The sequence below is a fragment of the Streptomyces sp. NPDC002403 genome (genome assembly GCF_053593015.1).
This window is the reverse complement of record NZ_JBSFBQ010000035.1, coordinates 30,866-54,387: the sequence shown is the minus strand read 5'-3', so window position 1 is coordinate 54,387 and position 23,522 is coordinate 30,866. Positions and strand designations below refer to the sequence as shown.

The following is a 23,522-nucleotide window of genomic DNA, read 5'->3' as shown; positions in this document are numbered from 1 at the left end:
AGCCATGCGGCAGCCCGTGGGGGCGGCCCCCACAGGCGGGCTGACCACCCGTCACCATGCCTGGGGGTGACTGTTGACCACGGCATCGAGCACCGCTGCCCCGACGCTGATCGGTTCGGTGCAGCGAGCGCTGAGATTGCTGGAAGCCGTGGCCGCTCATCGCGACGGGGCGCCCGCGAAGCAACTGGCCAGGGAGGCGGGGCTCCCTCTTCCCACGGCCTACCATCTGCTGCGCACCCTGACGCACGAGGGCTATCTGCGCCGGGAGAACGGCGTCTTCCTCATGGGGACCGCGGCGGAACGCCTGGTCGGCGAGGGGACGTTGCAGAATCGCCGCGGCAGGATGGCCGAGTCGCTGGGCCGCTGGCGGGACATCATCGGAGCGCCGGTGTACTGCGCCGTCTACCGCGAAGGCGAGATCGAACTCGTCGCGGTCGCCGACACCCCCGCCAATCCCGCCGTCGACGAATGGGCCTCCTTCCGGGAGACCGGGCACGCCCATGCGATCGGCCAGTGCCTGCTGAGTCAGCTCGACGAGAAGGCCCGCGAGGACCACCTGGACCGTCACCCCGTGCGTCCGCTGACCCGCTACTCGGTGAAGGACCGCGCGGCACTCCTCGAACGGCTGCGGTCGATGGGGCGGATGGAACCTGTCATCGAGCGACAGGAGTACGCCCTGGGTACGGTCTGCGCGGCCATCCCGATCACAGCCGGATTCACCGCCGCCGCGATGGCGATTTCCGTACCCCTGGAGCAGGAGAGACGGTTGCTCCCCGCAGTCGAACAACTACGTGGCGAAGTGGCCAACCTCTTGCGTTCGTTCGTGTTCTCTATCAGTATCTGAAAAATCACTCCTTGTGATCTGCTATCGCGTGCACCACGATGGCGTCAATAGGGCCACGGGGGATCATTCCTGGCCAGATTCATCTACTGCGGGGTTGAACGATGCGCGAGTCGGTTCAAGCTGAGGTCATGATGAGCTTCCTCGTTTCCGAGGAACTCTCTTTCCGGATCCCGGTGGAGCTCCGGTACGAGGTCTGCGATCCGTATGCGATCCGGATGACCTTCCATCTGCCAGGTGACGCCCCCGTCACCTGGGCATTCGGCCGTGAGCTGCTGCTCGACGGCCTCAACAGCCCCAGTGGTGACGGTGATGTGCACATCGGACCCACTGAGCCCGAGGGACTTTCCGACGTACACATCCGGCTTCAGGTCGGCGAGGACCGGGCCCTCTTCCGGGCCGGCACGGCACCACTTGTGGCGTTTCTCGACCGGACCGACAAGCTTGTGCCGCTTGGGCAGGAGTGCACGCTGGGTGACTTCGAGGGCAACCTGGAGGACGCCCTGGGCCGGATCCTCGCCGAGGAACAGAACGCCGGCTGACGGGAACGGGCGCCGCCGACCGGCTCGCCGGTCGAACACGGTGCCTGCCGAATGGGTGAATTGTTCACCTGGCGGAGACGATCAGGGCTTCGTCCTACGACGACGGCCTCTCCTGGCCCGTACGGGTGCCGAAGCTCCGGCTTCCGCGCCGAGCCCTGTGCGGTCCGCGGAGACGACCAGCGCAGCGAGCACCGTCGTCACCGGCACCGAGGCGACCAGTCCGATCGAGCCGACCAGCGTTCGTACGATCTCCTCCGCCACCAGCTCGCTGTTGGCCACCGTCCCCACGCTGCTCTGCGCGATGGAGAACAACAGCAGCAACGGCAGCGCGGCGCCCGCGTAGGCGAGCACCAGCGTATTGACGACCGAGGCGATGTGGTCGCGTCCGATCCTGATCCCTGCCCGGTAGAGGCCACGCACGCCCAACGTCGGGTTCGCCTGGTGCAGTTCCCAGACCGCCGAGGTCTGGGTCACGGTCACGTCGTCGAGCACCCCGAGCGAACCGATGATGACACCGGCCAGCAGCAGACCGCTCATGTCGATGTGCGGGTACAGGCCGTGGATGAGGCCGGTGCTGTCATCGGTGTTGCCGGTCAGGCCGGCCCAGCCGATGAAGAGCGACCCGAGCAGTCCGATCAGCAGCAGTGAGATCAGCGTGCCGATCACCGCGACCGAGGTGCGGGCGGTCAGGCCGTGGCACATGTAGAGCGCGATCAGCATGATGGCACTGGCCCCGACCACCGCGACGAGCAGCGGATTCGAGCCCTGGAGAACGGCCGGGAGGATGAACAGGGTCAGCACGGCGAACGACACCGCGAGCGCGACCAGTGCCATCACCCCGCGCATGCGGCCCACCGCGACCACGACCAGGGCGAAGATCCCGGCCAGCAGAGCCATCGGGAACTTCCGGTTGACGTCCGTCACCGAGTACTGCAGATCGCGGGGCGCGTCAGGGGCGTACGACACCACCACGCCCTGACCCTGGCGCAACTGGCGCGGAGAGTCGGGCTGGATGATCTCGACGAAGGTGCGGCCCTTGTCGTGACCGGTCGTCACCTCGACCGTGGCCTTCTTGCACAGTCCCCTTCTGCTTTCCGAGGGCGATGTGGTGTCCCCGCCCAGGGGCGTCTGGACCGCGTTCACCTCCTTGCAGTCCACCATGTCGATGTTCACCACCTTTCCCTGCTGGGTCTGCCGGTCGAATCCGACGCCGGTCCGCTCGTGCGCCGGCGCACCGCCCGGCCAGAGCGCCACCAGGCCGACGAGGACGGCGGCGGCGAACGGGATCAGTACGGCCGCGATGACCTTGCGCAGATGTCTGGAGACGGGTGCGGCAGGGCCGTGGCTGTGCGAGTGGCCGTGCTGATGGCCCTGCGGTTCGTGGTCGATATGGAGGGACGTCACCGGCCGATCATCGCAAGAAGGGACGGGCCCTCTGTTCATCACGCCGGACGGGGCGCTAGCGTGGAGGGACCTTTGCACACGCGGGAGCTCGGAGCACCGGGCTGAGAGGGCGCTGATATCCGTACGTCCGTACGGGAAGGGCTGCGCCGACCGCCGAACCTGTTACCGGGTAATGCCGGCGTAGGGAGTAGGTCTCATGACCACAGCGGACGCACGCACGCCTGCCTCGAACCAGAGCGACGAGGCCGGGAAGTCCATCGGCTGGCACAAGGGGTACGTCCAGGGCTCGCGCCCGGACCTCCGGGTGCCGGTCCGTCAGGTGCACCTCACCAACGGCAAGGACGTGACGCTGTACGACACGTCGGGTCCGTACACCGATCCCACCGTCGAGACCGATGTCCGCCGCGGCCTCGCACCGCTGCGGGAGAACTGGATCGTCACCCGCGGCGACACCGAGGAGTACCCGGGCCGCCCCGCCCGCCCCGAGGACGACGGGCTCAAGCACACCCCGCCGCGCGGCGGGCTGCGCAACCTCGACGCGGTCTTCCCCGGCCGCCCGCGCCTGCCGCGCCGCAGCCGCGACGGGCGGCCGGTGACCCAGCTCGCGTACGCCCGCCGGGGCGAGATCACTCCGGAGATGGAATACGTGGCGATCCGGGAGAACGTCGGGCCCGAGGTGGTGCGGGAGGAGATCGCGGCCGGCCGGGCCGTGCTGCCCGCCAACGTCAACCACCCCGAGATCGAGCCGATGATCATCGGCAAGCGGTTCCTGGTGAAGGTCAATGCCAACATCGGCAACTCCGCGGTGACGTCCTCCATCGAGGAGGAGGTGGAAAAAATGACGTGGGCGACGCGCTGGGGCGCCGACACCGTCATGGATCTGTCCACCGGCCGCAACATTCACACCACCCGTGAGTGGGTTCTGCGCAACTCCCCCGTGCCGATCGGCACCGTTCCGCTCTACCAGGCCCTCGAAAAGGTCGACGGCCGGGCGGAGGAACTCACCTGGGAGATCTACAAGGACACCGTCATCGAGCAGGCCGAGCAGGGCGTCGACTACATGACGGTTCACGCCGGCGTGCGCCTGCCGTACGTCCCGCTGACCGCCCGCCGCAAGACCGGCATCGTCTCCCGCGGCGGCTCGATCATGGCGGCGTGGTGCCTCGCGCACCACAAGGAGTCGTTCCTGTACGAGCACTTCGAAGAGCTCTGCGAGATCCTCGCGAGCTACGACGTGACGTACTCGCTGGGCGACGGGCTGCGTCCCGGCTCGATCGCCGACGCCAATGACGAGGCGCAGTTCGCCGAGCTGCGCACGCTGGGCGAACTGAACGCGGTCGCCAAGCGGTTCGGCGTCCAGACCATGATCGAGGGCCCGGGCCATGTACCGATGCACAAGATCAAGGAGAACATCGACCTCCAGCAGGAGATCTGCGAGGAGGCGCCCTTCTACACGCTCGGCCCGCTGACCACCGATGTCGCGCCGGCGTACGACCACATCACCTCGGGTATCGGCGCGGCGATGATCGCATGGTGGGGGACGGCGATGCTCTGCTACGTCACGCCGAAGGAGCACCTCGGCCTGCCCAACCGGGACGATGTGAAGACCGGCGTCATCACCTACAAGATCGCGGCGCATGCGGCGGACCTCGCCAAGGGGCATCCGGGGGCGCAGGACTGGGACGACGCGCTCTCGGACGCCCGCTTCGAGTTCCGCTGGGAGGACCAGTTCAATCTGGCTCTCGACCCGGACACCGCGCGGGAGTTCCACGACGAGACGCTGCCCGCCGAGCCGGCGAAGACGGCGCACTTCTGCTCGATGTGCGGACCGAAGTTCTGTTCGATGAAGATCTCCCAGGACATCCGGCGCGAACACGGTGGTTCGCAGACGGAGATCGAGGCGGGCATGGCGGAGAAGTCCAAGGAGTTCGCAGCGTCCGGCAACCGGGTCTATCTGCCGATCGCGGACTGATCCGGGCTCGGGCCTGTCCGGCGGGCCATGGCCGGACAGGCCCGGGTGTTCGCTCCGGAGGCTCCGGCCTCCGGAGCGAACGGTCCCGCCGTTCGCCCGCGGGGAGCCGGTCAGTCCAGCTCGTGCTCGGGGCCGCCGAAGTCGGGGCTGGTGAAGTCCGGTGAGGTGAACGTGGGGCGGGGGCCCGCCGCCGGGCCGTCGCCCGGGCTGGAGAAGTCCGGCCGGCTGTAGCCGACCTTCGGGATGCGGTTCGCGGAGGGAAGCGGGGTGCGCGCGGCGGGAGCGGCCTCGGGGTCGGCGAGCGCGTCCCGCAGGAACGGCAGTATGCCGCGCTCCAGCAGGGCGTGGCGCCACGCCTCCCTGGCCCGTGCCACGTCCTCCGGCAGTTCGTCCTCCTCGTCGTCGGCGGGCTGCGAGTCGGAGCCGTTGCGCAGCGCGGTGATGAGCAGCCCGGCGGCGGCGGCCAGGATGGCTGCGGCCGTGACCGCTGCGAAGAACCAGCCGGCGGAGACCATGGTGGAGGCGAACGACGGCGGCGGGTCGAGCAGCCTCAGCAGATAGCCGGCCAGCAGGAATATGAACGCGGCGGTGCCGGCGAGCACCGGCGCCAGGACCGTGACCACGGCTCCTATGCCGGCTCCCGACCGATGCGGGCGGGCGGCGACGGATCCTGGGCCTGCGTCCCGGTCCTCCCCTTCGGCGGGGCTGCGCAGTTCCTGCCGGGCCTGTACATAGTGCTTGTACTCGGTGGCGGCCGTGGAGGTGATCAACTCCGTGGCGTCCAGCGCCATGGTGCGGAGCTGTACGGCGTTGAGTCTCTCGCCGACCGCGGCCAGATCCGGCCGTTCATGGGCATGGCGCAGTGCGTCGTCGAGGATCCGCTCGTACTCGGGTCGGTCCTCGGCCAGCAGGTGCGGAGCGCTGTTCATGTGCATCCCCCGATGCTCCGTCGGGCCTGAATGCCCGCTCAGGAGGGGCAGTTGGGCGGAAACGGAGGAGAGCCTGCTACTGATACGCCGATGGTAGAGCGCCCACGGCACGGGGTGACAGGGGGTTTCCGTAAATAGGCCCGGTGTTCGGCGTGTTCAGTTCCTGGGAGCGTCTTCCCGGAAGAACGTCAGTCATGCAGGGGCAGTTGGACGACCAGTAGCTTTCCGGCCATGGTCACTCCGCCGTCCATGGCGATGGCGAGCCCGTCCGCGTACACGTGCGGACCCTCGACCACGGGGCCGGAGCTGTCCTCGCCGTCCTCCGAACCGACCTCTCCGAGGAGGTACGGAATGGGGCTGTGACCATGGACGATGCGCTGTCCGCCGTAGGCGGCCATCAGCTCCCGGACGGCCTGCGGACCCGATTCGTCGCGGAAGGCGAACCGCTTGGTGAGCTTGCGGAAGAGGTCCCAGCACTCATCGGCGTCGTTACGCGTGAGGATGGCGTGCACCGTGTCGTTGACGTCCTCGATGGTGGTGCCGTATTCGAGGTAGGCCGTCGTGTCGGAGTGCATCAGTAGATGCCCGTCCTCCTCGACGATCGCGTCGAGCCGGGACATCCACTGGAGGTGGACGTCCTGGAGCCGCTCCATGTCGTTCTTCTGGCCGCCGTTGAGCAGCCAGGCGGCCTGGAACGTGGCGGTGCCCGCACCGGAGTTGACCGGGGTGTCGCTGAACCGCTTGGCGCCGAGGAGCAGCAGTTCGTGATTGCCCATCAGGGCCTTGCAGTAGCCCCCCGCGGCCGCGGCCTCGGCGGACAGGCGCATCACGAGGTCGATGACCCCGATGCCGTCGGGGCCCCGGTCGGTGAAGTCGCCGAGGAACCAGAGCCGGGCGTTGCCCGCCGACCATTTGCCGTCGGCGTCGATCAGGCCCTGCTCGGCGAGGGCGGCGTGGAGCTCGTCCAGATAGCCGTGGACGTCGCCGACCACGTACAGCGGGCCGAGGCCCTGGTCCGGGACGGGGCGCGGGTCGGGGACGGCCGCCACCTGCAGGGTGTCACCGCGGTTGATCACGGGAAGATCGCGCTCGGTGGGGGTGTACCCCTCCGGCGGCTCGCCGCCGGGCACGGCGTTGCCCGGGTGCGGTGGTGATGGCGGCACCGGGGTCTGGGCATAGGGCGGTACGCGGAAGTCGCGCAACGTCGCAGTCCGCACCACGGGTTCCTGACCGGCCCCCTGTGTCATCGACCCCTCCACCACCGTCGCGCCGCCGTACACCTGACGGGCCCTGCTGGTCGGGGCGGTCCGCGGTGTCGTGCGCCCATCATAGGAATGTGGATCGTGCTGTGTGACGCACCAGGGGTGGTGAATCCGGACGCACGTCGGGTTCACCAGCCGATTGGTCCGAAATCGCCTGATCAATCCCTTGCCGGCGAGCGGGGTGCGCTGACCGTGGTGCGGGGTGGACGGCGTTGCGAGGAGGTCCGCACGATGAGTTCGGTCGGTATGACCTGCTCCACCGGTCCGTCCTGATCCACGCCCTCGATGGCGTCGATCAGAAGCTGGACGACTGCCGTGCCGATTCTGCGCGGCTTGAGCGAGAGGGTGGTGATGGGGGGCTCGGTCGTCGCGTACACGGTGGACTCGCTGCAGCAGACCAGCAGCAGGTCCTCGGGGACGCGCAGGCCGTACCGGCGGGCCGCCGCCAGCAGATCGGTGCCGTTGGGGTCGAAGAGTCCGTAGACGGCGTCGGGCCGGTCCGGGCGGGCGAGCAGCCGGTCGGCGGCGACCGCGCCCGCGCACGGGTCGTGGGCGGGGTACGACTCGTACACCGGGTCCTGGCCCACGCGCTCGCACCAGTGGAGGTACGCGCTGGTGGAGAGGCGGGTGTACGTGTCGGTGGTGGTGCCGGTGAGCAGGCCGATGCGGCGGGCCCCGGCGGCGGCGAGATGGTCGAGCAGGTCGAGCACGGCGGCCCGGTGGTCGTTGTCGACCCAGGCGGTGACCGGGAGGGTGCCGGCCGGGCGGCCGTCCGAGACGACGGGCAGCCCCTGGCGCACGAGTTCGGTGACGACCGGGTCCTGGTCGGAGGGGTCGATCACGACGGTGCCGTCGAGCGCGACGTTCGACCAGACGTCGTGGCGTGAGGTGGCGGGCAGGATGACGAGGGCGTAGCCGCGGGCGAGCGCGGCGGAGGTGGCCGCTCTGGCCATCTCGGCGAAGTACGCGAATTCGGTGAAGGTGAAGGGTTCGTCCCCGTAGGTCGTCACGGTCAGGCCGATGAGGCCGGACTTGCCGGTACGGAGGGTGCGGGCCGCGGCGGAAGGGCGGTAGCCCAGGCGCTCAGCGACCTCGCGGACATGGCGGCGGGTGGCGTCCGGGAGCCTGCCCTTGCCGTTGAGCGCGTCGGAGACGGTCGTGATGGAGACTCCGGCGGCGGCGGCCACATCCCGGATTCCCGCTCGTCCCTGCCGGCCGCCGCGCCGGGGTGTGTCCGTCCGGCTCACCTGGTGCTTCCCTGCTGCTGTCATGGCGAGCCGATAGTAGGGCTCGGAGGGGCGGTTGGCCCGGTCGCATATTCACTCGTTGACAGGCACGTTTTTGCATGATCATTAACGGTCAAATGCCTTGAAAACCAAGGATGTTGACGGGCCTGACCGTAGTGTGTCATGTGCCGGAGTCGATGGGCCTACCAAATGGTCGATGTCTCGAAGAGGTCTCATCTCACCTCTTCGAGGGACGCGCGCCACGGAGTGAGCCACCGGCGCGCGCCGGAGGGGGAAGCGCTCCCCCCATTCCCGGTCGCACCGGACGATTGGGCGCCCGGAGCCATTCGCAGCCGCGCCCAATCCTCATAAGGTGAGCAGTATTGATGTGTACAGAGACGGTCGAGGAGGACCTGCGGTGAGCGAGACGAGCCCCAAGCTGCGCGCCGAGCTGGACGGCGTCCCCGCCTATGTACCGGGCAAGCCGGCCGCGGCCGGCGGACCGGTCGCGTTCAAGTTGTCCTCCAACGAGAATCCTTACCCGCCGCTGCCCGGGGTGATGGAGTCCGCCCTGGCCGCGGCCGCGAACTTCAACCGCTACCCGGACATGGCCTGCACCGGCCTGATGAACGAGCTGGCCGAGCGTTTCGGTGTGCCTCTGTCGCACCTCGCCACCGGGACCGGCTCGGTCGGTGTGGCGCAGCAGCTGCTCCAGGCCACCTCGGGCCCGGGTGACGAGGTCATCTACGCCTGGCGCTCCTTCGAGGCGTACCCGATCATCACGCAGATCAGCGGTGCGACCTCGGTGAAGGTGCCGCTGACCGACGACGAGGTGCACGATCTCGATGCGATGGCGGACGCGATCACGGACCGCACCCGGATGATCTTCGTCTGCAACCCGAACAACCCGACCGGCACCGTGGTGCGCCGGGCCGAGCTGGAGCGGTTCCTGGACCGGGTGCCGGGTGATGTCCTCGTGGTGCTCGACGAGGCGTACCGGGAGTTCATCCGGGACGTCGAGGTGCCGGACGGCATCGAGATCTACCGGGACCGGCCCAATGTGGCGGTGCTGCGGACCTTCTCCAAGGCGTACGGCCTGGCGGGGCTGCGGGTCGGCTTCGCCGTGGCCCACGAGCCGGTGGCGGCGGCGCTGCGCAAGACGGCGGTGCCCTTCGGGGTCAGTCAGCTCGCGCAGGACGCGGCGGTCGCCTCGCTGCGTGCCGAGGACGAACTTCTGGGGCGGGTGGGCTCGCTGGTGTGCGAGCGTCAGCGGGTGCAGCGGACGCTGGCCGGTCAGGGATGGACCGTGCCGGACTCCCAGGCGAACTTCGTCTGGATGCGGCTCGGGGAGCGCACCGCCGACTTCGCCGCGGCGTGCGAGCGGGCCGGAGTGGTGGTCAGGCCGTTCATGGGTGAGGGGGTGCGGGTCACGATCGGGGAGGACGAGGCGAACGACCTGTTCCTGAAGGTGGCCGAGTCGTACCGCAAGGAGCTGTAGGGCGGTCGCGCGGTCCGTCCGCGCGATCAGGGGATCCGGGCCCCGTACCTCGTCGACGAGGTACGGGGCCTTCTCGTTCCCCGGGGTCCGCGGTGCTCCCGGGGCGTCTGGTTCGGGCAGATTGATCGGAACGTCCCAAGAGGGGTACCCCGCCCGAACGTCGCGAAAGTCTGTGCGTCATAATGCTTGTGAATGTGAACGCGTTCACAAGCGTGTCCTGTTTCTCCCGTGATCAGTCGGATTTAAAGGGCAAACTGCCGGTGTGATTACGGCGACGTAAGGAGAAGACGACGTGGAGCTGGCTCTGGCGCCGGAAACCCTGGCGCGATGGCAGTTCGGTATCACTACCGTCTATCACTTCCTGTTCGTCCCCTTGACGATCTCTCTCGCCGCGCTCACCGCCGGCCTGCAGACCGCCTGGGTCCGCACGAACAACGAGAAGTACCTCAGAGCGACGAAGTTCTGGGGCAAGCTCTTCCTGATCAACATCGCCATGGGCGTCGTCACCGGCATCGTCCAGGAGTTCCAGTTCGGCATGAACTGGTCCGACTACTCGCGGTTCGTCGGTGACATCTTCGGTGCTCCGCTCGCGTTCGAGGCACTGATCGCGTTCTTCTTCGAGTCCACCTTCATCGGGCTGTGGATCTTCGGCTGGGACAAGCTGCCGAAGAAGATCCACCTCGCCTGCATCTGGATGGTCTCCATCGGGACCGTCCTGTCCGCCTACTTCATCCTGGCGGCCAACTCCTGGATGCAGCACCCGGTCGGCTACCGGATCAACAAGGAACGCGGTCGCGCCGAGCTCACCGACTTCTGGCACGTGCTCACCCAGAACACCGCACTCGCCCAGTTCTTCCACACCATCACCGCGGCCTTCCTGGTCGGCGGCGCGTTCATGGTCGGCATCGCCGCCTTCCACCTGGCGCGCAAGAAGCACATCCCGGTGATGCGGACCTCACTGCGGCTCGGCCTGGTCACCGTGGTCATCGCCGGACTGCTCACCGCCATCAGCGGCGACCAGCTGGGCAAGGTCATGTTCAAGCAGCAGCCGATGAAGATGGCGGCCGCCGAGGCCCTCTGGGAGGGCGAGGAGGGTGCGCCGTTCTCGGTCTTCGCCGTCGGCGACGTGGCCAAGGGCCACAACACCGTGGAGATCTCCATCCCGGGAATACTGTCCTTCCTCGCGGACGACAGCTTCACCTCGTACGTCCCCGGCATCAACGACATCAACAAGGCCGAGCAGGAGAAGTTCGGCCCCGGCGACTACCGGCCCAACATCCCGGTCGCGTTCTGGAGCTTCCGCTGGATGATCGGCTTCGGGATGGCCTCCTTCGCCCTCGGCATCCTCGGGCTGTGGCTGACCCGGAAGAAGTTCATGCTGCCGCCGGGACTGCGCACCGGTGAGGACGAAGTGCCGAACCTGGTCCTCTTCAAGAACAAGGCACTCAGCCCGAAGTTCGCCAAGTGCTACTGGATCCTGGCGCTCTGGACGCTGCTCTTCCCGCTGATCGCCAACTCCTGGGGCTGGATCTTCACCGAGATGGGCCGCCAGCCCTGGGTCGTCTACGGAGTGCTCCAGACCCGCGACGCGGTCTCCCCCGGTGTCTCGCAGGGCGAGGTGCTGACCTCGATGATCGGCTTCACCCTGCTCTACGCCGTGCTCGCGGTCGTCGAGGTCAAGCTGCTCGTGAAGTACATCAAGGCAGGTCCGCCGGAGCTCACCGAGGCCGACCTCAACCCGCCCACCAAGATCGGCGGCGACCATGACGACGCCGACCGGCCGATGGCCTTCTCCTACTGAGAGCAGAGGAGCTGAGAGATGGAACTCCACAACGTCTGGTTCGTACTCATCGCCGTCCTCTGGACCGGCTACTTCTTCCTGGAGGGATTCGACTTCGGAATCGGCGTCCTCACCAAGCTGCTGGCCCGCGACCGCAAGGAACGACGAGTCCTGATCAACACGATCGGGCCCGTCTGGGACGGCAACGAGGTGTGGCTGCTCACCGCGGGCGGCGCGACCTTCGCCGCCTTCCCCGAGTGGTACGCCACCCTGTTCTCCGGCTTCTACCTGCCGCTGCTGCTCATCCTGGTCTGTCTGATCGTGCGGGGGGTCGCCTTCGAGTACCGGGCCAAGCGCTCCGGTGAGAAGTGGCAGACCAACTGGGAACACGCCATCTTCTGGACCTCGTTGATCCCGGCCGTGCTCTGGGGCGTGGCCTTCGGGAACATCGTGCGCGGCGTGAAGATCGACGCCGACATGGAGTACGTGGGCACCTTCTGGGACCTGCTCAACCCGTACGCCATCCTCGGCGGACTGGTCACGCTCGCCCTCTTCACCTTCCACGGCGCCGTGTTCGCGGGACTCAAGACGGCCGGGGACATCAGGGAGCGGGCCGGCAGGCTGGCGCTGAAGCTGGGGATCGTCACCGCGGTGCTCGCGCTCGGCTTCCTGATCTGGACCCAGCTCGACAACGGGGACGGCTGGAGCCTGCTGGCGATGATCATCGCCGTGGTGGCGCTGGTCGCCGCGGTCGCCACGATCGCGGCGGGACGCGAGGGCTGGTCGTTCGCGTTCTCCGGGGTGACCGTCGCGGCCGTGGTCGCCATGCTCTTCCTGACACTCTTCCCGAACGTCATGCCGTCCTCGCTGAACGACGCCTGGAGCCTCACGGTCACCAACGCCTCGTCCACCCCGTACACACTGAAGATCATGACCTGGTGTGCGGGGATCGCCACCCCCATCGTCCTGCTGTACCAGGGCTGGACGTACTGGGTGTTCCGCAAGCGCATCGGTACGCAGCACATCGCCGAGGCGCACTGACCGCAGCCGGGACCTGACCGGCGGATCACGGCCGGGGGCGCGACGCCGGCCCTGATCCGCCGGGTGGACCCCAATCCAACGACCGAGCTCGCTAGGGGCTGTTTCACGTGAAACCGATCGACCCGCGTCTGCTCCGTTACGCCCGTGCCACCCGCCTCTTCCTGGCAGCCGTGGTGGCGCTCGGAGTCGTCGGCGCCGCGCTGGTCATCGCCCAGGCCATACTCATCGCCGAAGTGGTGGTGGGCGGCTTCGAGGACGGGCTGACGGTCTCCGGGCTGCGGACCCCGCTGATCCTGCTCGCCGCGGTCGCGCTCGGCCGGGCGCTGGTCTCCTGGCTGACCGAGCTGGCCGCGTACCGGGCCAGCGCGGCGGTCAAGTCCGAACTCCGCGCCCGGCTGCTGGCGCGGGCCGCGGCGCTCGGCCCCGGCTGGCTGAACGGACAGCGCACCGGCTCCCTGGTGGCGCTCGCGACCCGTGGCGTCGACGCGCTCGACGACTACTTCGCGCGCTATCTGCCGCAGCTCGGTCTCGCGGTGGTCGTCCCGGTGGCGGTCCTCGCCAGGATCGTCACCGAGGACTGGGTCTCGGCGGCGATCATCGTCGTCACGCTGCCGCTCATCCCGCTCTTCATGATCCTGATCGGCTGGGCCACCCAGTCCCGGATGGACCGCCAGTGGCGGCTGCTGTCCCGGCTCTCCGGGCACTTCCTCGACGTGGTCGCCGGACTGCCGACGCTGAAGGTCTTCGGCCGCGCCAAGGCGCAGGCCGAGTCCATCCGTACGATCACCTCGCAGTACCGCCGCGCCACGCTGCGGACCCTGCGGATCGCGTTCCTGTCGTCCTTCGCCCTGGAACTGCTGGCGACGCTGTCGGTGGCCCTCGTCGCCGTCACCATCGGCATGCGGCTGGTCCACGGCGAACTCGACCTCTACACCGGCCTGGTGGTGCTGATCCTGGCACCCGAGGCCTATCTGCCGATCCGCCAGGTCGGAGCGCAGTACCACGCGGCCGCCGAGGGGCTCTCGGCCGCGGAGGAGATCTTCGCGGTCCTGGAGACCGAGCCCCGGCAGGCCGGCACGGCGGATGTACCCGGTGTGCTGCGGCTGGAGCTGGAGGGGGTGACCGTACGGCACGAGGGCCGGACCGAACCCTCGCTGGACGGGGCCTCGCTGGTGGTGGACGAGGGGGAGACCGTGGCCCTGGTCGGCCCGAGCGGCGTCGGGAAGTCCACCCTGCTCGATGTGGTGCTCGGCTTCACCGCACCCGACGAGGGACGGATACGGATCGGCGGCGTCGATCTGGCGGCGCTCGCGCCCGAGAAGTGGCGGGAGCGGATCGCCTGGGTGCCGCAGCGCCCGTATCTCTTCGCGGGCACCATCGCGGAGAACGTACGACTGGCCCGGCCGGACGCCGACGACGGCGCGGTGACGGCCGCGCTGCGGGACGCCGGGGCGCAGGACTTCGTGGCCGAACTCCCCGACGGGGAGCGGACGCTGCTCGGCGAGGACGGCGCCGGCCTCTCCGCCGGACAGCGGCAGCGGCTGGCGCTCGCGCGGGCCTTCCTCGCCGACCGCCCGCTGCTGCTGCTCGACGAGCCGACCGCGAGCCTGGACGGCGAGACGGAAGCGGGGATCGTCGAGGCGGTACGGCGGCTGGCGGCGGGACGGACCGTGCTGCTGGTCGTGCACCGCCCGGCGCTGCTCTCGGTGGCGGACCGGGTGGTGACCCTCGAACCGTCCGCGACGCCGCGGCCGGCGGGGAACGGGACGGCCGCGACCGCGCCGCGCCCGGAGGGTGCCCGGTCCGGCCGGAACGAGGAGGCACCGGAGCCCGAGGTGCTGCGGGACACCGCGGCCCGCTCCGGCCGGGTCCTGGCACGGGTCCGGGAAGCCGCGGGCGCACAGCGCGGCCGGCTGGCACTGGCGCTGCTGCTGGGCAGCCTCGCCGTGGGCTCGGCCGTCGGGCTGATGGCCGTCTCCGGCTGGCTGATCGCCCGCGCCTCCGAACAGCCGCCGGTGCTCTATCTGATGGTCGCCGTGACCGCGACCCGAGCCTTCGGGCTCGGGCGGGCCGTCTTCCGCTACGCCGAGCGCCTGGTGTCGCACGACGCGGTGCTCAAGATGCTCGCCGAGCTGCGCGTCGCGGTCTACCGGGGCCTGGAGCGCGTCGCGCCCGCCGGACTGCGCCGGACGCGGCGCGGCGACCTGCTCTCCCGGCTCGTCGCCGACGTGGACGCCCTGCAGGACTACTGGCTGCGCTGGATGCTGCCCGCCGGGACCGCCGTGGTCGTCGGAACGGCGGCCACCGGTTTCGTCGGCTGGCTGCTGCCGGCCGCAGGCGTCGTGCTCGCCGCCGGGCTGCTGCTGGCCGGGGTCGCCGTGCCGCTGGTCAGCAGCGCGTGCTCCCGCCACACGGAACGTCGGCTCGCCCCCGCCCGCGCCGAACTGGCCACCCGGATCACGGACCTGCTCGGCGGGACCGCCGAGCTCACCGTCGCGGGTGCCCTGCCCGCCCGCGCGGAACGGGCCCGCGAGGCCGACGGCGTACTGACCCGCATCGCCGCCCGCGCGGCCACCGCCACCGCACTCGGCGCCGGCCTGATCACCCTGATCACCGGCCTCACAGTCGTCGCCACCGCACTCGTCGCCCTTCCCGCCGTGCACGACGGGCGGCTCGCGGGCGTGGAACTCGCGGTGGTCGTGCTGACCCCGCTGGCCGCCTTCGAGGCCGTGACCGGGCTGCCGCTCGCCGCGCAGTACCGCAGGCGGGTCGAGCGGAGCGCGGAGCGGGTGTTCGAGGTGCTGGACGCGCCACTGCCGGTGAGCGAACCCGGAAGCCCGGCCGAGGCACCCGCGTCGCCCTTCCCGCTGGAGGTACGGGGGCTGTCGGCCCGCTACCCGGGAGCGGAACGGGACGCCCTCGACACCGTCGACCTGACGCTGACGGCCGGCCGGCGCATCGCCGTCGTCGGGCCCTCCGGCTCCGGGAAGACGACCCTCGCGCAGATCCTGGTCCGCTTCCTGGACGCGCGGGCGGGGACGTACCGGATCGGTGGGGTCGAGGCCGGTGCGCTGGAGGGTGACACGGTCCGGCGGTACGTCGGGCTGTGCGCCCAGGACGCCCATGTCTTCGACAGCTCCATCCGGGAGAACCTGCGGCTGGCCCGTACCGGCGCGACGGACGAGGAACTGCGCGCCGCTCTCGGCCGGGCCCGGCTGCTCGACTGGGCCGAGGCGCTGCCCGACGGGCTCGACACCCTCGTCGGCGAGCACGGCGCACGCCTCTCCGGCGGACAGCGCCAACGCCTCGCCCTGGCCAGGGCGATCCTCGCCGATTTTCCCGTTCTCGTCCTGGACGAGCCCGCCGAGCATCTCGACCTGGCGACCGCGGACGCCCTGACGGCGGATCTGCTGGCCGCCACCGAGGGGCGCACGACCGTGCTGATCACCCATCGTCTGGAGGAACTCGAAGCCGTCGACGAGGTGCTGGTGCTGGACGCCGGCCGGATCGTGCAGCGCGGTCCGTACGCCGATCTCGCCACCGGGGAAGGCCCCTTGCGGCGGATGCTGGAGCGGGAGCGGGAGACCGAGCGGCTGCCCGGCGGAGCGAGGGGTGCGCGGGAGATCACGCGGGTGCCGGAGGAAGCCGTGGGCGCGCGGGGGTGAGCCGGGCGGCTCGACGGCCGTCGGGGGCGAGCCGGGCGGTACGGCAGCCGTCGGGGGCGAGCCGGGCGGTACGGCAGCCGTCGGGGGCGAGCCGGGCGGTACGGCAGCCGACTTTCCTCCCCAATCAGGACTAACTACTCTCGGGGTATGCCGGAGCAGGACCCGAAGGACTCACTCGAAGCCGCCACCCAGGCGACCCGCAGCCTGCAGGGCCTGTCCACCGAGATCACCGCCCGCATCCCGCAACTGCTGGAGGCCATGCGCTCCGTCGGCGCGGGCCTGGAACTGCACTCCACCCTCGACCGGATCTGCGAGACGGCCGCCGAACTCACCCGCTCCCGCTACGCCGCCATCGGCGTCGTCGACGAGGAGGGCGAGGGGCTCTCCGACTTCGTCACGTACGGGGTGCCGGACGAGGTGGCGGAGGAGATCGGCCACCGCCCCGACGGGCACCGGGGGCTGCTCGGCGCGCTGATCCACGACCCGGTCCCGGTGCGGCTCGCCGATCTGACGGCCGATCCGAGGTTCGCCGGCTTCCCGCCCGGCCACCCTCCGATGCGGACCTTCCTCGGCGTCCCGATCCGCGTGCAGGGAGAGATCTTCGGAAACCTCTACCTGGCCGAGAAGGAGGGCGGCGAGTTCAACGACTACGACCTGCACATGGTGCGGGTGCTTGCCACGGAGGCCGGGATCGCCATCGGCAACGCCCGGCTGTACGAGGCGGCGCGCCAGCGAGAGCGGTGGATCGACGGGTCGGTGGCCGTGACGACCGCCCTGCTCTCCGGCGGGGACGCCGACGACGCGCTCTCCGTCGTCGCCGAACAGGCCCGGCGGCTCGCCGACGCCGCCGCCGGGGTCGTGCTGCTGCCCACCGAGGACGGCGGGCTGGAGATCGTCGCCGTCTCCGCGGACGACCCCTCCTCCTCGCTCGGGGTGATCATCGGGCCCGACAGCCCGGTGGCGGCGAAGCTGCTGGGCGGCGAGGCGGTCTTCGTGGACGATTCGGCCACCGACCCCCGCATGGTCACCGGTCTGGCCCATCGCTACGGACCGAGCATGCTGCTGCCCCTGCACAGCGGCGGGCGGGTGCTCGGTGCGCTCGCCACCCCCCGCGGCCGGGGCGGCCGACCGTTCACGGAGGCGGAGCGGACCCTCGCCACCCAGTTCGCCTCGCAGGCCGCCCTCGCACTGATGATGGCCGAGGCACAGCGGGACCGGGAGCGGCTCGCCGTCTACGAGGACCGGGACCGGATCGCCCGTGATCTGCACGACTTGGTCATCCAGCGGCTGTTCGCCACCGGGATGATGCTGGAGAGCGCCCAGCGCCGGTCGGTGGTGCCCGAGGTGCAGACCGGGGTGGGCCGGGCGGTCGACGAACTGGACGTGACCATCCAGGAGATCCGCACCGCGATCTTCGCGTTGCAGCAGGAACCCGCCGAGGCGCCGTCGGGGCTCCGCACCCGCGTCCTGCGCGAGATCAACATGGCGGCGGTCCCGCTGGGCTTCAAGCCCTCGCACCGCTTCCTCGGCCCGGTCGACTCACTGGTCGGCGAGCTGACCGGCAAGAACCTGATCGCGGCGCTGCGGGAGGCGCTGTCCAACGCCTTCCGGCACGCCGAGGCATCGCTGATCGACGTGGTCGTCGACGCGACCGTCACACTGCCCGACGGGCGGGACGCGGTGCGGCTGTCGGTCGCCGACGACGGGGTGGGCATCCCGGCGGGCGGCCGGCGCAGCGGGCTGCGGAACCTGGCGCGCCGGGCGGAGTCGCTCGGCGGCGCGAGCTGGTTCGGACCCGGGATCGGGGAGGACGGAGGCGGTACGACTGTGGTGTGGGAGGCGCCCCTCTGAAGGCCCGCGGGACGGGCCGGGCGGCATTCCCTCTCCGGAGGGGCTCAGCGTCCGGCGCCGGACGCCAGACGCTCGGCGATGATCCGCTCGATGACGACCGCGACGCCGTCCTCGCCGTTGGTGCCGGTCCGGCCGGTGGCGGCAGCGAACGCGGCCGGGTGGGCGTTGCCCATCGCGTACGAGGTGCCCGCCCAGCTCAGCATCTCCACGTCGTTGGGCATGTCCCCGAAGGCGACGACCTCGGCGGGCGAGATGCCGCGCTCGGCGCAGCAGAGCTCCAGCGTGCTGGCCTTGGAGACCCCGGGACCGCTGATCTCCAGCAGGGCCGTGGGGCTGGACCGGGTGATGGAGGCCCGGTCCGCTGCCGCCGTACGGGCCAGGTCGAGGAAGTCGTCCGGGGTCAGTTCGGAGTGGTGGGCGAGGACCTTGAGCACCGGGACGCCGGTGCCGGGCGCCTCCTCGTGCAGCAGCTTCTCGGCGGCGGCGATCGAGGCGCACGGGTCCAGGTGGAAGGGCGGGTAGTCCGGTTCGTAGTGGATGCCGGTGGCCAGCTCGACGGCGAAGGTGGTGCCGGGAGCGGCGGCGCGCAGCGAGTGGACCACATCGAGGGCGATGGGGCGTTCCAGCGGGCGGACCTTGACCAGCTCGCCGCCGGCGTGCAGATCCGCGACCGCCGCGCCGTTGGCGCAGATCGCCAGGCCGTGGCCGTGCACATGGTCGCTGACGACATCCATCCAGCGGGCCGGGCGTCCGGTGACGAAGAAGACCTCGATACCGGCCTCCTCGGCAGCGGCCAGCGCGGCGACCGTACGGTCGGAGACCGTCTTGTCGTCACGGAGCAGGGTGCCGTCCAGGTCGGTGGCGATCAGCCGGATTGCGGCAGGCGAAGGCGAGTCGGTAGCTGAGGTCACCCGCCCATTCTCGCGCACGAGAGTGCACGGGCGTGCGGAGGGGCGCACATCTGAGGATGCACGCCCCTGACCAGGTGAACATGCCTGGTGCATATGCCAGCGGGTTCCCGGGACGGGTCGGTCAGTGTCCGAGCTGGGCCAGGCCCTCGGTGGCGATGCGCTCGAAGACCTTCTCGTCCGCCGCGAAGTCGGAGTCGGGGATCGGCAGGTGGATGACGATCTCGGTGAAGCCGAGCGCGAAGTGGGTGCCCGCGAAGTCGACGAAGGCGTCGAAGGACTGCAGCGGGCGGTCCGGGGTGAAGCCGGTGAGAAGGACCTTGTCCAGCTCGGCGGCATCCCGGCCGATCGACTCGCAGGCCGTGTCCAGCTTGGTGAGCTGTCCCCGGATGGCCTCCACGGACTGCGCGGGGGTCCCCGTCTCGTACAGCTTCGGGTCGCCCGTGGTGACCCAGGCCTGGCCGTACCGGGCGGCGAGCTTCATCCCGCGCGGGCCGGTCGCCGCCACCGCGAACGGCAGCCGGGGCCGCTGCACGCAGCCGGGGATGTTCCGGGCCTCGTTCGCCGAGTAGAACGTGCCCTCGTACGACACCGAGGGCTCACGGAGCAGCCGGTCGAGCAGCGGTACGAACTCGTCGAAGTGGTCGGCCCGCTCGCGCGGCGTCCACGGCTCCTCGTCGCCGCGGCGCAGGGTCGTGGCGTCGAAACCGTTGCCGCCGGCGCCGATGCCGAGGGTGAGGCGCCCGCCGGAGACATCGTCGAGCGTGATGAGTTCCTTGGCGAGCGTGACGGGGTGCCGGAAGTTGGGGGAGGTGACGAGGGTGCCCAGACGGAGGTGCTCGGTCGCCGTGGCGGCGGCGGTGAGGGTCGGCAGGGCGCCGAACCAGGGGCCGTCGCGGAAGGTCCGCCAGGCGAGGTGGTCGTAGGTGTAGGCGGCGTGGAACCCCAGTTCCTCGGCGCGCTGCCAGAGCTTCTGGCCCTCGCTCCAGCGGTGGATCGGCAGAATCACAGTGCTCAGACGCATGGATACGACCATACGGGGCCGGAAAGCGCCGGGGTCGGTTCGTGCGTATGTGCGATGTTCCGGCGCGGCAGGGCACGGGCGCGCGACAGCGCGCGGCACGGGGCGCCGGACAGGATGCCGGGCCAGGGTGCCGCGGGTCAGTCGCGGAAGCGCAGGAACTCGGGTGGCACGGCGGCAGTGAGCCAGACGCCGTTGGCGCTGACGTGGAAGACGTGGCCCGCGCGGTGCATCGCTCCCGCGTCCACGGACAGGACGACGGGGCGGCCGCGCCGGGCGCCGACCCTGGTCGCCGTTTCGCGGTCGGGCGAGAGGTGGACGTGCGTGCGGTTCATGGGCCGCAGGCCCTCGCCCCGGATCGAGCCCAGCGCGTGGCCCACCGTGCCGTGGTAGAGGTACGCGGGCGGTTCGGCCGGCGGCAGGGCGAGATCCACCGGGACCGTATGACCCTGGCTCGCGCGGATCCGGCCGTTCTCGACGGCGAAGCGCTGCTTGTCGTTGACAGCGACGACATGGTCGAGCTCGGCCCGGGTGAGGGGGAAGTTGTTGCGGGCCGTGGCGCGCAGCAGCGTGTCGATCGGCACCCAGCCGTTGGCATCGAGCGTGATGCCGATCCGCTCCGGCTGATGGCGCAGGTGCTTCGAAAGGTACTTGGACACCTTGACGGTGCGTCTTTCATCCATGCCGCCAGGGTGCCCGCGAGGGCCTCCCCGGTGCATCCGGGTTTCGCTCACGATGTGCCGAAGTAATTTTCGTCCAGAGGTTTGATCCACAGTCAGTTTGACTTATCCACAGGCTAATTGGCGATTCTGTGGACAAGTCAAGGCAAAATCAACTGTTTTGACCAACTTGCCCCGGAATGACGTTAGATGAAACAAGTGAGTCCAATGTCCTTGCTTGGACTTCGCGTTCCGCCGCCGCCGCGACGAAGGCCGAGACGTTCTCCGGCCCAACCAGCTGTTGAACGGCCCGGATTGTCTCCGGCGGAAGATCTACTCTCTGCGGCGCGAGTGACGGGGAATCCGCACTGAGCGGGGTGCCGGCGCCGAGATGGTGGTGCAGATGGAGGGTGGCGAACGTCCTCATCGCACGGGCCAGTTCGGCATCCACGGTCTGCTGGGCGAGCGGACGCAGCCTGCGCACCATGGCAGCCGCCTCGGCCGCGTCCGAGTCGTTCGGCGGCCGATGGCCCAGATAGCGCGCGAAGACGTGTTCGGTGGTGAACTCCAGGAAGCGGGAGGCGATCTGCTCGACCTGGCCGCGAAGTTCCCTCAGATGTCCGGAGATTGCTCCCAGAGGCACACCCGCCGCATGCAACTCGACCGCCACGGCCAGTTCCTGGGGGCTCGGCACCAGGAACTCCCCGTCCCTGCCCGGCACCGGTTCGAGCACACCGAGCTCCACCGCCTCGGCGACCGCCTCGTCGTCCGACGTGCCGCCGAACTTCAGATCCAGCTCGTCCCGGGTGATCCGGTCGGCCTGTTCGTCCGTCCAGGGGCCGTGCACCTCGGCGACCAGCCCGAGCACCCCGCCCAGTCCGCGGCCGGTGTCCCAGGCGTCCAGGAGCTCCTTGATGCTGGCCAGGGTGTAGCCGCGGTCCAGCAGATCGGCGATCTGCCGGAGCCGGGCGAGATGGGTGTCCCGGTACACATTGGCCCGGCCGCGCCGCTCCGGTGTCGGCAGCAGACCGCGGTCCTGGTAGGCGCGGATCGTGCGGACCGTGGCCCCGCTCGCGTGCGCCAGGTCCTCGATCCGGTACTCGGCGGCGGCCTGCCGGTCCGCCGCCGACGACCGCCCGGGGCCGCTCACAGCGGCGGCTTCAGCCGGGCGATCCCGCGCAGCGCGCCGGGACTGAACCGGGACAGCAGCCGGGCACCGCGGGCCTCCGGGGTCACCGGCACCACGGCCTGGTTGCGCACCACCGCCTTGAGGATCGCGTCGGCGACCCGCTCCGGCGGGTAGTTGCGCAGGCCGTACAGCCGGCCGGTCCGCTTCCGCAGGCGCTTCTCCTCCGCGGCGTCGGCACCGGCGAAGCGCGTCGTCGCGGTGATGTTCGTGTTGACGATGCCGGGGCAGATGGCGCTGACCCCGATCGACCGCTCGGCGAGCTCGGCCCGCAGACATTCGCTGAGCATCAGCACGGCCGCCTTGGAGGTGCTGTACGCGGGCAGCGCCCGGGACGGCTGATAGGCCGCGGCGGAAGCCGTGTTGACGATATGGCCGCCCTGGCCGCGCTCGGCCATCTGCCTGCCGAAGATCCGGCAGCCGTGGATGACCCCCCACAGATTCACGTCGAGGACGTTCTTCCAGTCCTCGCTCGTGGTGTCCAGGAAGGAGCCGGACAGACCGATCCCGGCGTTGTTGACCAGGACGTCGACGATTCCGTACTCGGCGGCGACCTTCTCGGCGAGCTTCTCCATCGCCTGTTCGTCACTGACGTCGACCGCTTCGCCCCAGGCGGCCGGGGAGCCGATCAGCCGGGCCATCTCGGCCGTCCTGGCCGCTCCCTCCGCGTCCCGGTCCACGGCCACCACCCGGGCACCCGCCTCGGCGAACGCGAAGGCGGTGGCCCGGCCGATGCCTCCTGCCGCGCCCGTCACCAGGACGAGCCGGCCGCCGAACCTGTCCGCGTACGCCCCGGTCGGGGCGATGTCCTGCACCGGGCCGCCGTTCTCCTTCGCGGCCTCGTTCGCGGCGACGAACTCGCTGATCCAGGCGGCGAGCTGGTCCGGCCTGGTGCGCGGCACCCAGTGCTTGCCGTCCAGTGACCGGCGCACCAACTGCGGTGCCCACAGCTCCAGCTGGTCGTAGAGCTTCTCCGAGAGGAAGACGTCACCGGTCGGCGTGATCAGCTGGACCGGCACATGCGCGTAGGCGTCGGTGCGCGGCCGGCTCAGCCGGGCGCGGACGTTGTCGCGGTAGAGCCAGGCGCCGTGTGCCGCGTCGTCGGGCAGCGAGGGCGTCGGGTAGTCGCCCGCCGGTACCTTCTCCAGCCGCTGGAGCATCCGCGGCCACCGCTTGCCCAGCGGGCCGCGCCAGGCGAGCTCGGGCAGGACCGGCGTATGCAGCATGTAGACGTACCAGGACTTGGCGCCCTGGCCGAGCAGCTGGCCGACCCGGCGCGGGGTGGGCCGGGTCATCCGCTGCTTGATCCAGTGCCCGAAGTGGTCCAGCGAGGGGCCGGACATCGAGGTGAACGAGGCGATCCGCCCCTCGGTCCGCTTGACCGTGACGAACTCCCAGGACTGCACCGAACCCCAGTCGTGCCCGACGAGATGCACCGGCCGGTCCGGGCTCACCGCGTCGACGACGGCCAGGAAGTCATCGGTGAGCTTCTCCAGGGTGAAGCCGCCGCGCAGTGGCTTCGGGACCGTGGACCGGCCATGACCGCGCACGTCGTACAGCACGACGTGCCACTGGTCGGCCAGTCGGCTCGCCACCTCCGTCCAGACCTCCTTGCTGTCCGGATAGCCGTGCACCAGAACGACCGTCGGCCGCCCCTCCTCGCCCAACTCGGCGACACACAGCTCGATTCCGCCCGTACGCACCCGGCGCTCGCGCGCCCCCGGCAGATCCAGCAGA

At 70.1% G+C, this 23,522-nt stretch carries 17 protein-coding genes; 8 read left to right on the top strand and 9 right to left on the bottom strand.

Annotated elements, in window-relative coordinates; translation table 11 throughout:
* Positions 1 to 73 precede the first annotated feature (73 nt).
* On the top strand, positions 74 to 844 hold the full coding sequence (locus ACWCPY_RS30095) for an IclR family transcriptional regulator (protein ID WP_451270185.1): 771 nt from the start codon (positions 74 to 76) through the stop codon (positions 842 to 844).
* A gap of 101 nt (positions 845 to 945) precedes the next feature.
* On the top strand, positions 946 to 1,383 hold the full coding sequence (locus ACWCPY_RS30090) for an SsgA family sporulation/cell division regulator (RefSeq protein ID WP_072488197.1): 438 nt from the start codon (positions 946 to 948) through the stop codon (positions 1,381 to 1,383).
* A gap of 81 nt (positions 1,384 to 1,464) precedes the next feature.
* Here the strand turns inward: ACWCPY_RS30090 and ACWCPY_RS30085 are convergent, their stop codons facing one another.
* Positions 1,465 to 2,787: a YibE/F family protein gene (locus ACWCPY_RS30085; protein WP_451270183.1), complete on the bottom strand. Its 1,323-nt coding sequence runs from the start codon at positions 2,785 to 2,787 to the stop codon at positions 1,465 to 1,467.
* Between the two features lie 196 nt (positions 2,788 to 2,983).
* Between ACWCPY_RS30085 and thiC the strand changes: the two genes are divergently transcribed.
* Positions 2,984 to 4,759 carry a phosphomethylpyrimidine synthase ThiC gene (thiC, locus tag ACWCPY_RS30080; protein ID WP_451270181.1) on the top strand — a complete coding sequence of 592 codons (1,776 nt, stop codon included), beginning with the start codon at positions 2,984 to 2,986 and terminating at the stop codon, positions 4,757 to 4,759.
* 110 nt (positions 4,760 to 4,869) lie between these two features.
* On the opposite strand, the gene ACWCPY_RS30075 is transcribed toward thiC, so the two are convergent.
* The 3 genes from ACWCPY_RS30075 to ACWCPY_RS30065 form a co-directional block, all read right to left on the bottom strand.
* The gene (locus ACWCPY_RS30075) at positions 4,870 to 5,694 is read right to left on the bottom strand and encodes a hypothetical protein (RefSeq protein ID WP_451270179.1); all 825 of its coding nucleotides are present in this window, start codon (positions 5,692 to 5,694) and stop codon (positions 4,870 to 4,872) included.
* Positions 5,695 to 5,876: 182 nt separating this feature from the next.
* Positions 5,877 to 6,935: a metallophosphoesterase gene (locus ACWCPY_RS30070; RefSeq protein WP_451270177.1), complete on the bottom strand. Its 1,059-nt coding sequence runs from the start codon at positions 6,933 to 6,935 to the stop codon at positions 5,877 to 5,879.
* 173 nt (positions 6,936 to 7,108) lie between these two features.
* On the bottom strand, positions 7,109 to 8,221 hold the full coding sequence (locus ACWCPY_RS30065) for a LacI family DNA-binding transcriptional regulator (protein WP_451270175.1): 1,113 nt from the start codon (positions 8,219 to 8,221) through the stop codon (positions 7,109 to 7,111).
* A 373-nt stretch (positions 8,222 to 8,594) separates the two neighbouring features.
* Between ACWCPY_RS30065 and hisC the strand changes: the two genes are divergently transcribed.
* From hisC to ACWCPY_RS30040, 5 genes are all read left to right on the top strand, one after another.
* Positions 8,595 to 9,674 carry a histidinol-phosphate transaminase gene (gene hisC / locus ACWCPY_RS30060; protein WP_451270173.1) on the top strand — a complete coding sequence of 360 codons (1,080 nt, stop codon included), beginning with the start codon at positions 8,595 to 8,597 and terminating at the stop codon, positions 9,672 to 9,674.
* A gap of 292 nt (positions 9,675 to 9,966) precedes the next feature.
* On the top strand, positions 9,967 to 11,475 hold the full coding sequence (locus ACWCPY_RS30055) for a cytochrome ubiquinol oxidase subunit I (RefSeq protein ID WP_451270171.1): 1,509 nt from the start codon (positions 9,967 to 9,969) through the stop codon (positions 11,473 to 11,475).
* An 18-nt stretch (positions 11,476 to 11,493) separates the two neighbouring features.
* Positions 11,494 to 12,495 carry a cytochrome d ubiquinol oxidase subunit II gene (cydB, locus tag ACWCPY_RS30050; protein ID WP_451270169.1) on the top strand — a complete coding sequence of 334 codons (1,002 nt, stop codon included), beginning with the start codon at positions 11,494 to 11,496 and terminating at the stop codon, positions 12,493 to 12,495.
* Between the two features lie 107 nt (positions 12,496 to 12,602).
* Positions 12,603 to 16,160, top strand: a complete 3,558-nt coding sequence (gene cydD, locus ACWCPY_RS30045) for a thiol reductant ABC exporter subunit CydD (protein ID WP_451270167.1) — start codon at positions 12,603 to 12,605, stop codon at positions 16,158 to 16,160.
* A 147-nt stretch (positions 16,161 to 16,307) separates the two neighbouring features.
* A complete protein-coding gene (locus ACWCPY_RS30040) occupies positions 16,308 to 18,011 on the top strand; it encodes a sensor histidine kinase (protein ID WP_451270165.1) in 1,704 nt (567 codons plus the stop codon).
* A gap of 44 nt (positions 18,012 to 18,055) precedes the next feature.
* On the opposite strand, the gene ACWCPY_RS30035 is transcribed toward ACWCPY_RS30040, so the two are convergent.
* From ACWCPY_RS30035 to ACWCPY_RS30015, 5 genes are all read right to left on the bottom strand, one after another.
* The gene (locus ACWCPY_RS30035; protein ID WP_451270163.1) at positions 18,056 to 18,922 is read right to left on the bottom strand and encodes a Cof-type HAD-IIB family hydrolase; all 867 of its coding nucleotides are present in this window, start codon (positions 18,920 to 18,922) and stop codon (positions 18,056 to 18,058) included.
* 121 nt (positions 18,923 to 19,043) lie between these two features.
* Positions 19,044 to 19,943, bottom strand: a complete 900-nt coding sequence (locus ACWCPY_RS30030; RefSeq protein ID WP_451270161.1) for an LLM class flavin-dependent oxidoreductase — start codon at positions 19,941 to 19,943, stop codon at positions 19,044 to 19,046.
* Positions 19,944 to 20,080: 137 nt separating this feature from the next.
* On the bottom strand, positions 20,081 to 20,623 hold the full coding sequence (locus tag ACWCPY_RS30025) for an RNA 2'-phosphotransferase (RefSeq protein WP_451270159.1): 543 nt from the start codon (positions 20,621 to 20,623) through the stop codon (positions 20,081 to 20,083).
* 148 nt (positions 20,624 to 20,771) lie between these two features.
* On the bottom strand, positions 20,772 to 21,749 hold the full coding sequence (locus ACWCPY_RS30020; protein WP_451270157.1) for a MerR family transcriptional regulator: 978 nt from the start codon (positions 21,747 to 21,749) through the stop codon (positions 20,772 to 20,774).
* Entirely contained in the window at positions 21,746 to 23,518 is a 1,773-nt protein-coding gene (locus ACWCPY_RS30015) for an SDR family oxidoreductase (protein WP_451270236.1), read from the bottom strand. The genes ACWCPY_RS30020 and ACWCPY_RS30015 overlap by 4 nt, the downstream gene beginning before the upstream one ends.
* Positions 23,519 to 23,522 lie beyond the last annotated feature (4 nt).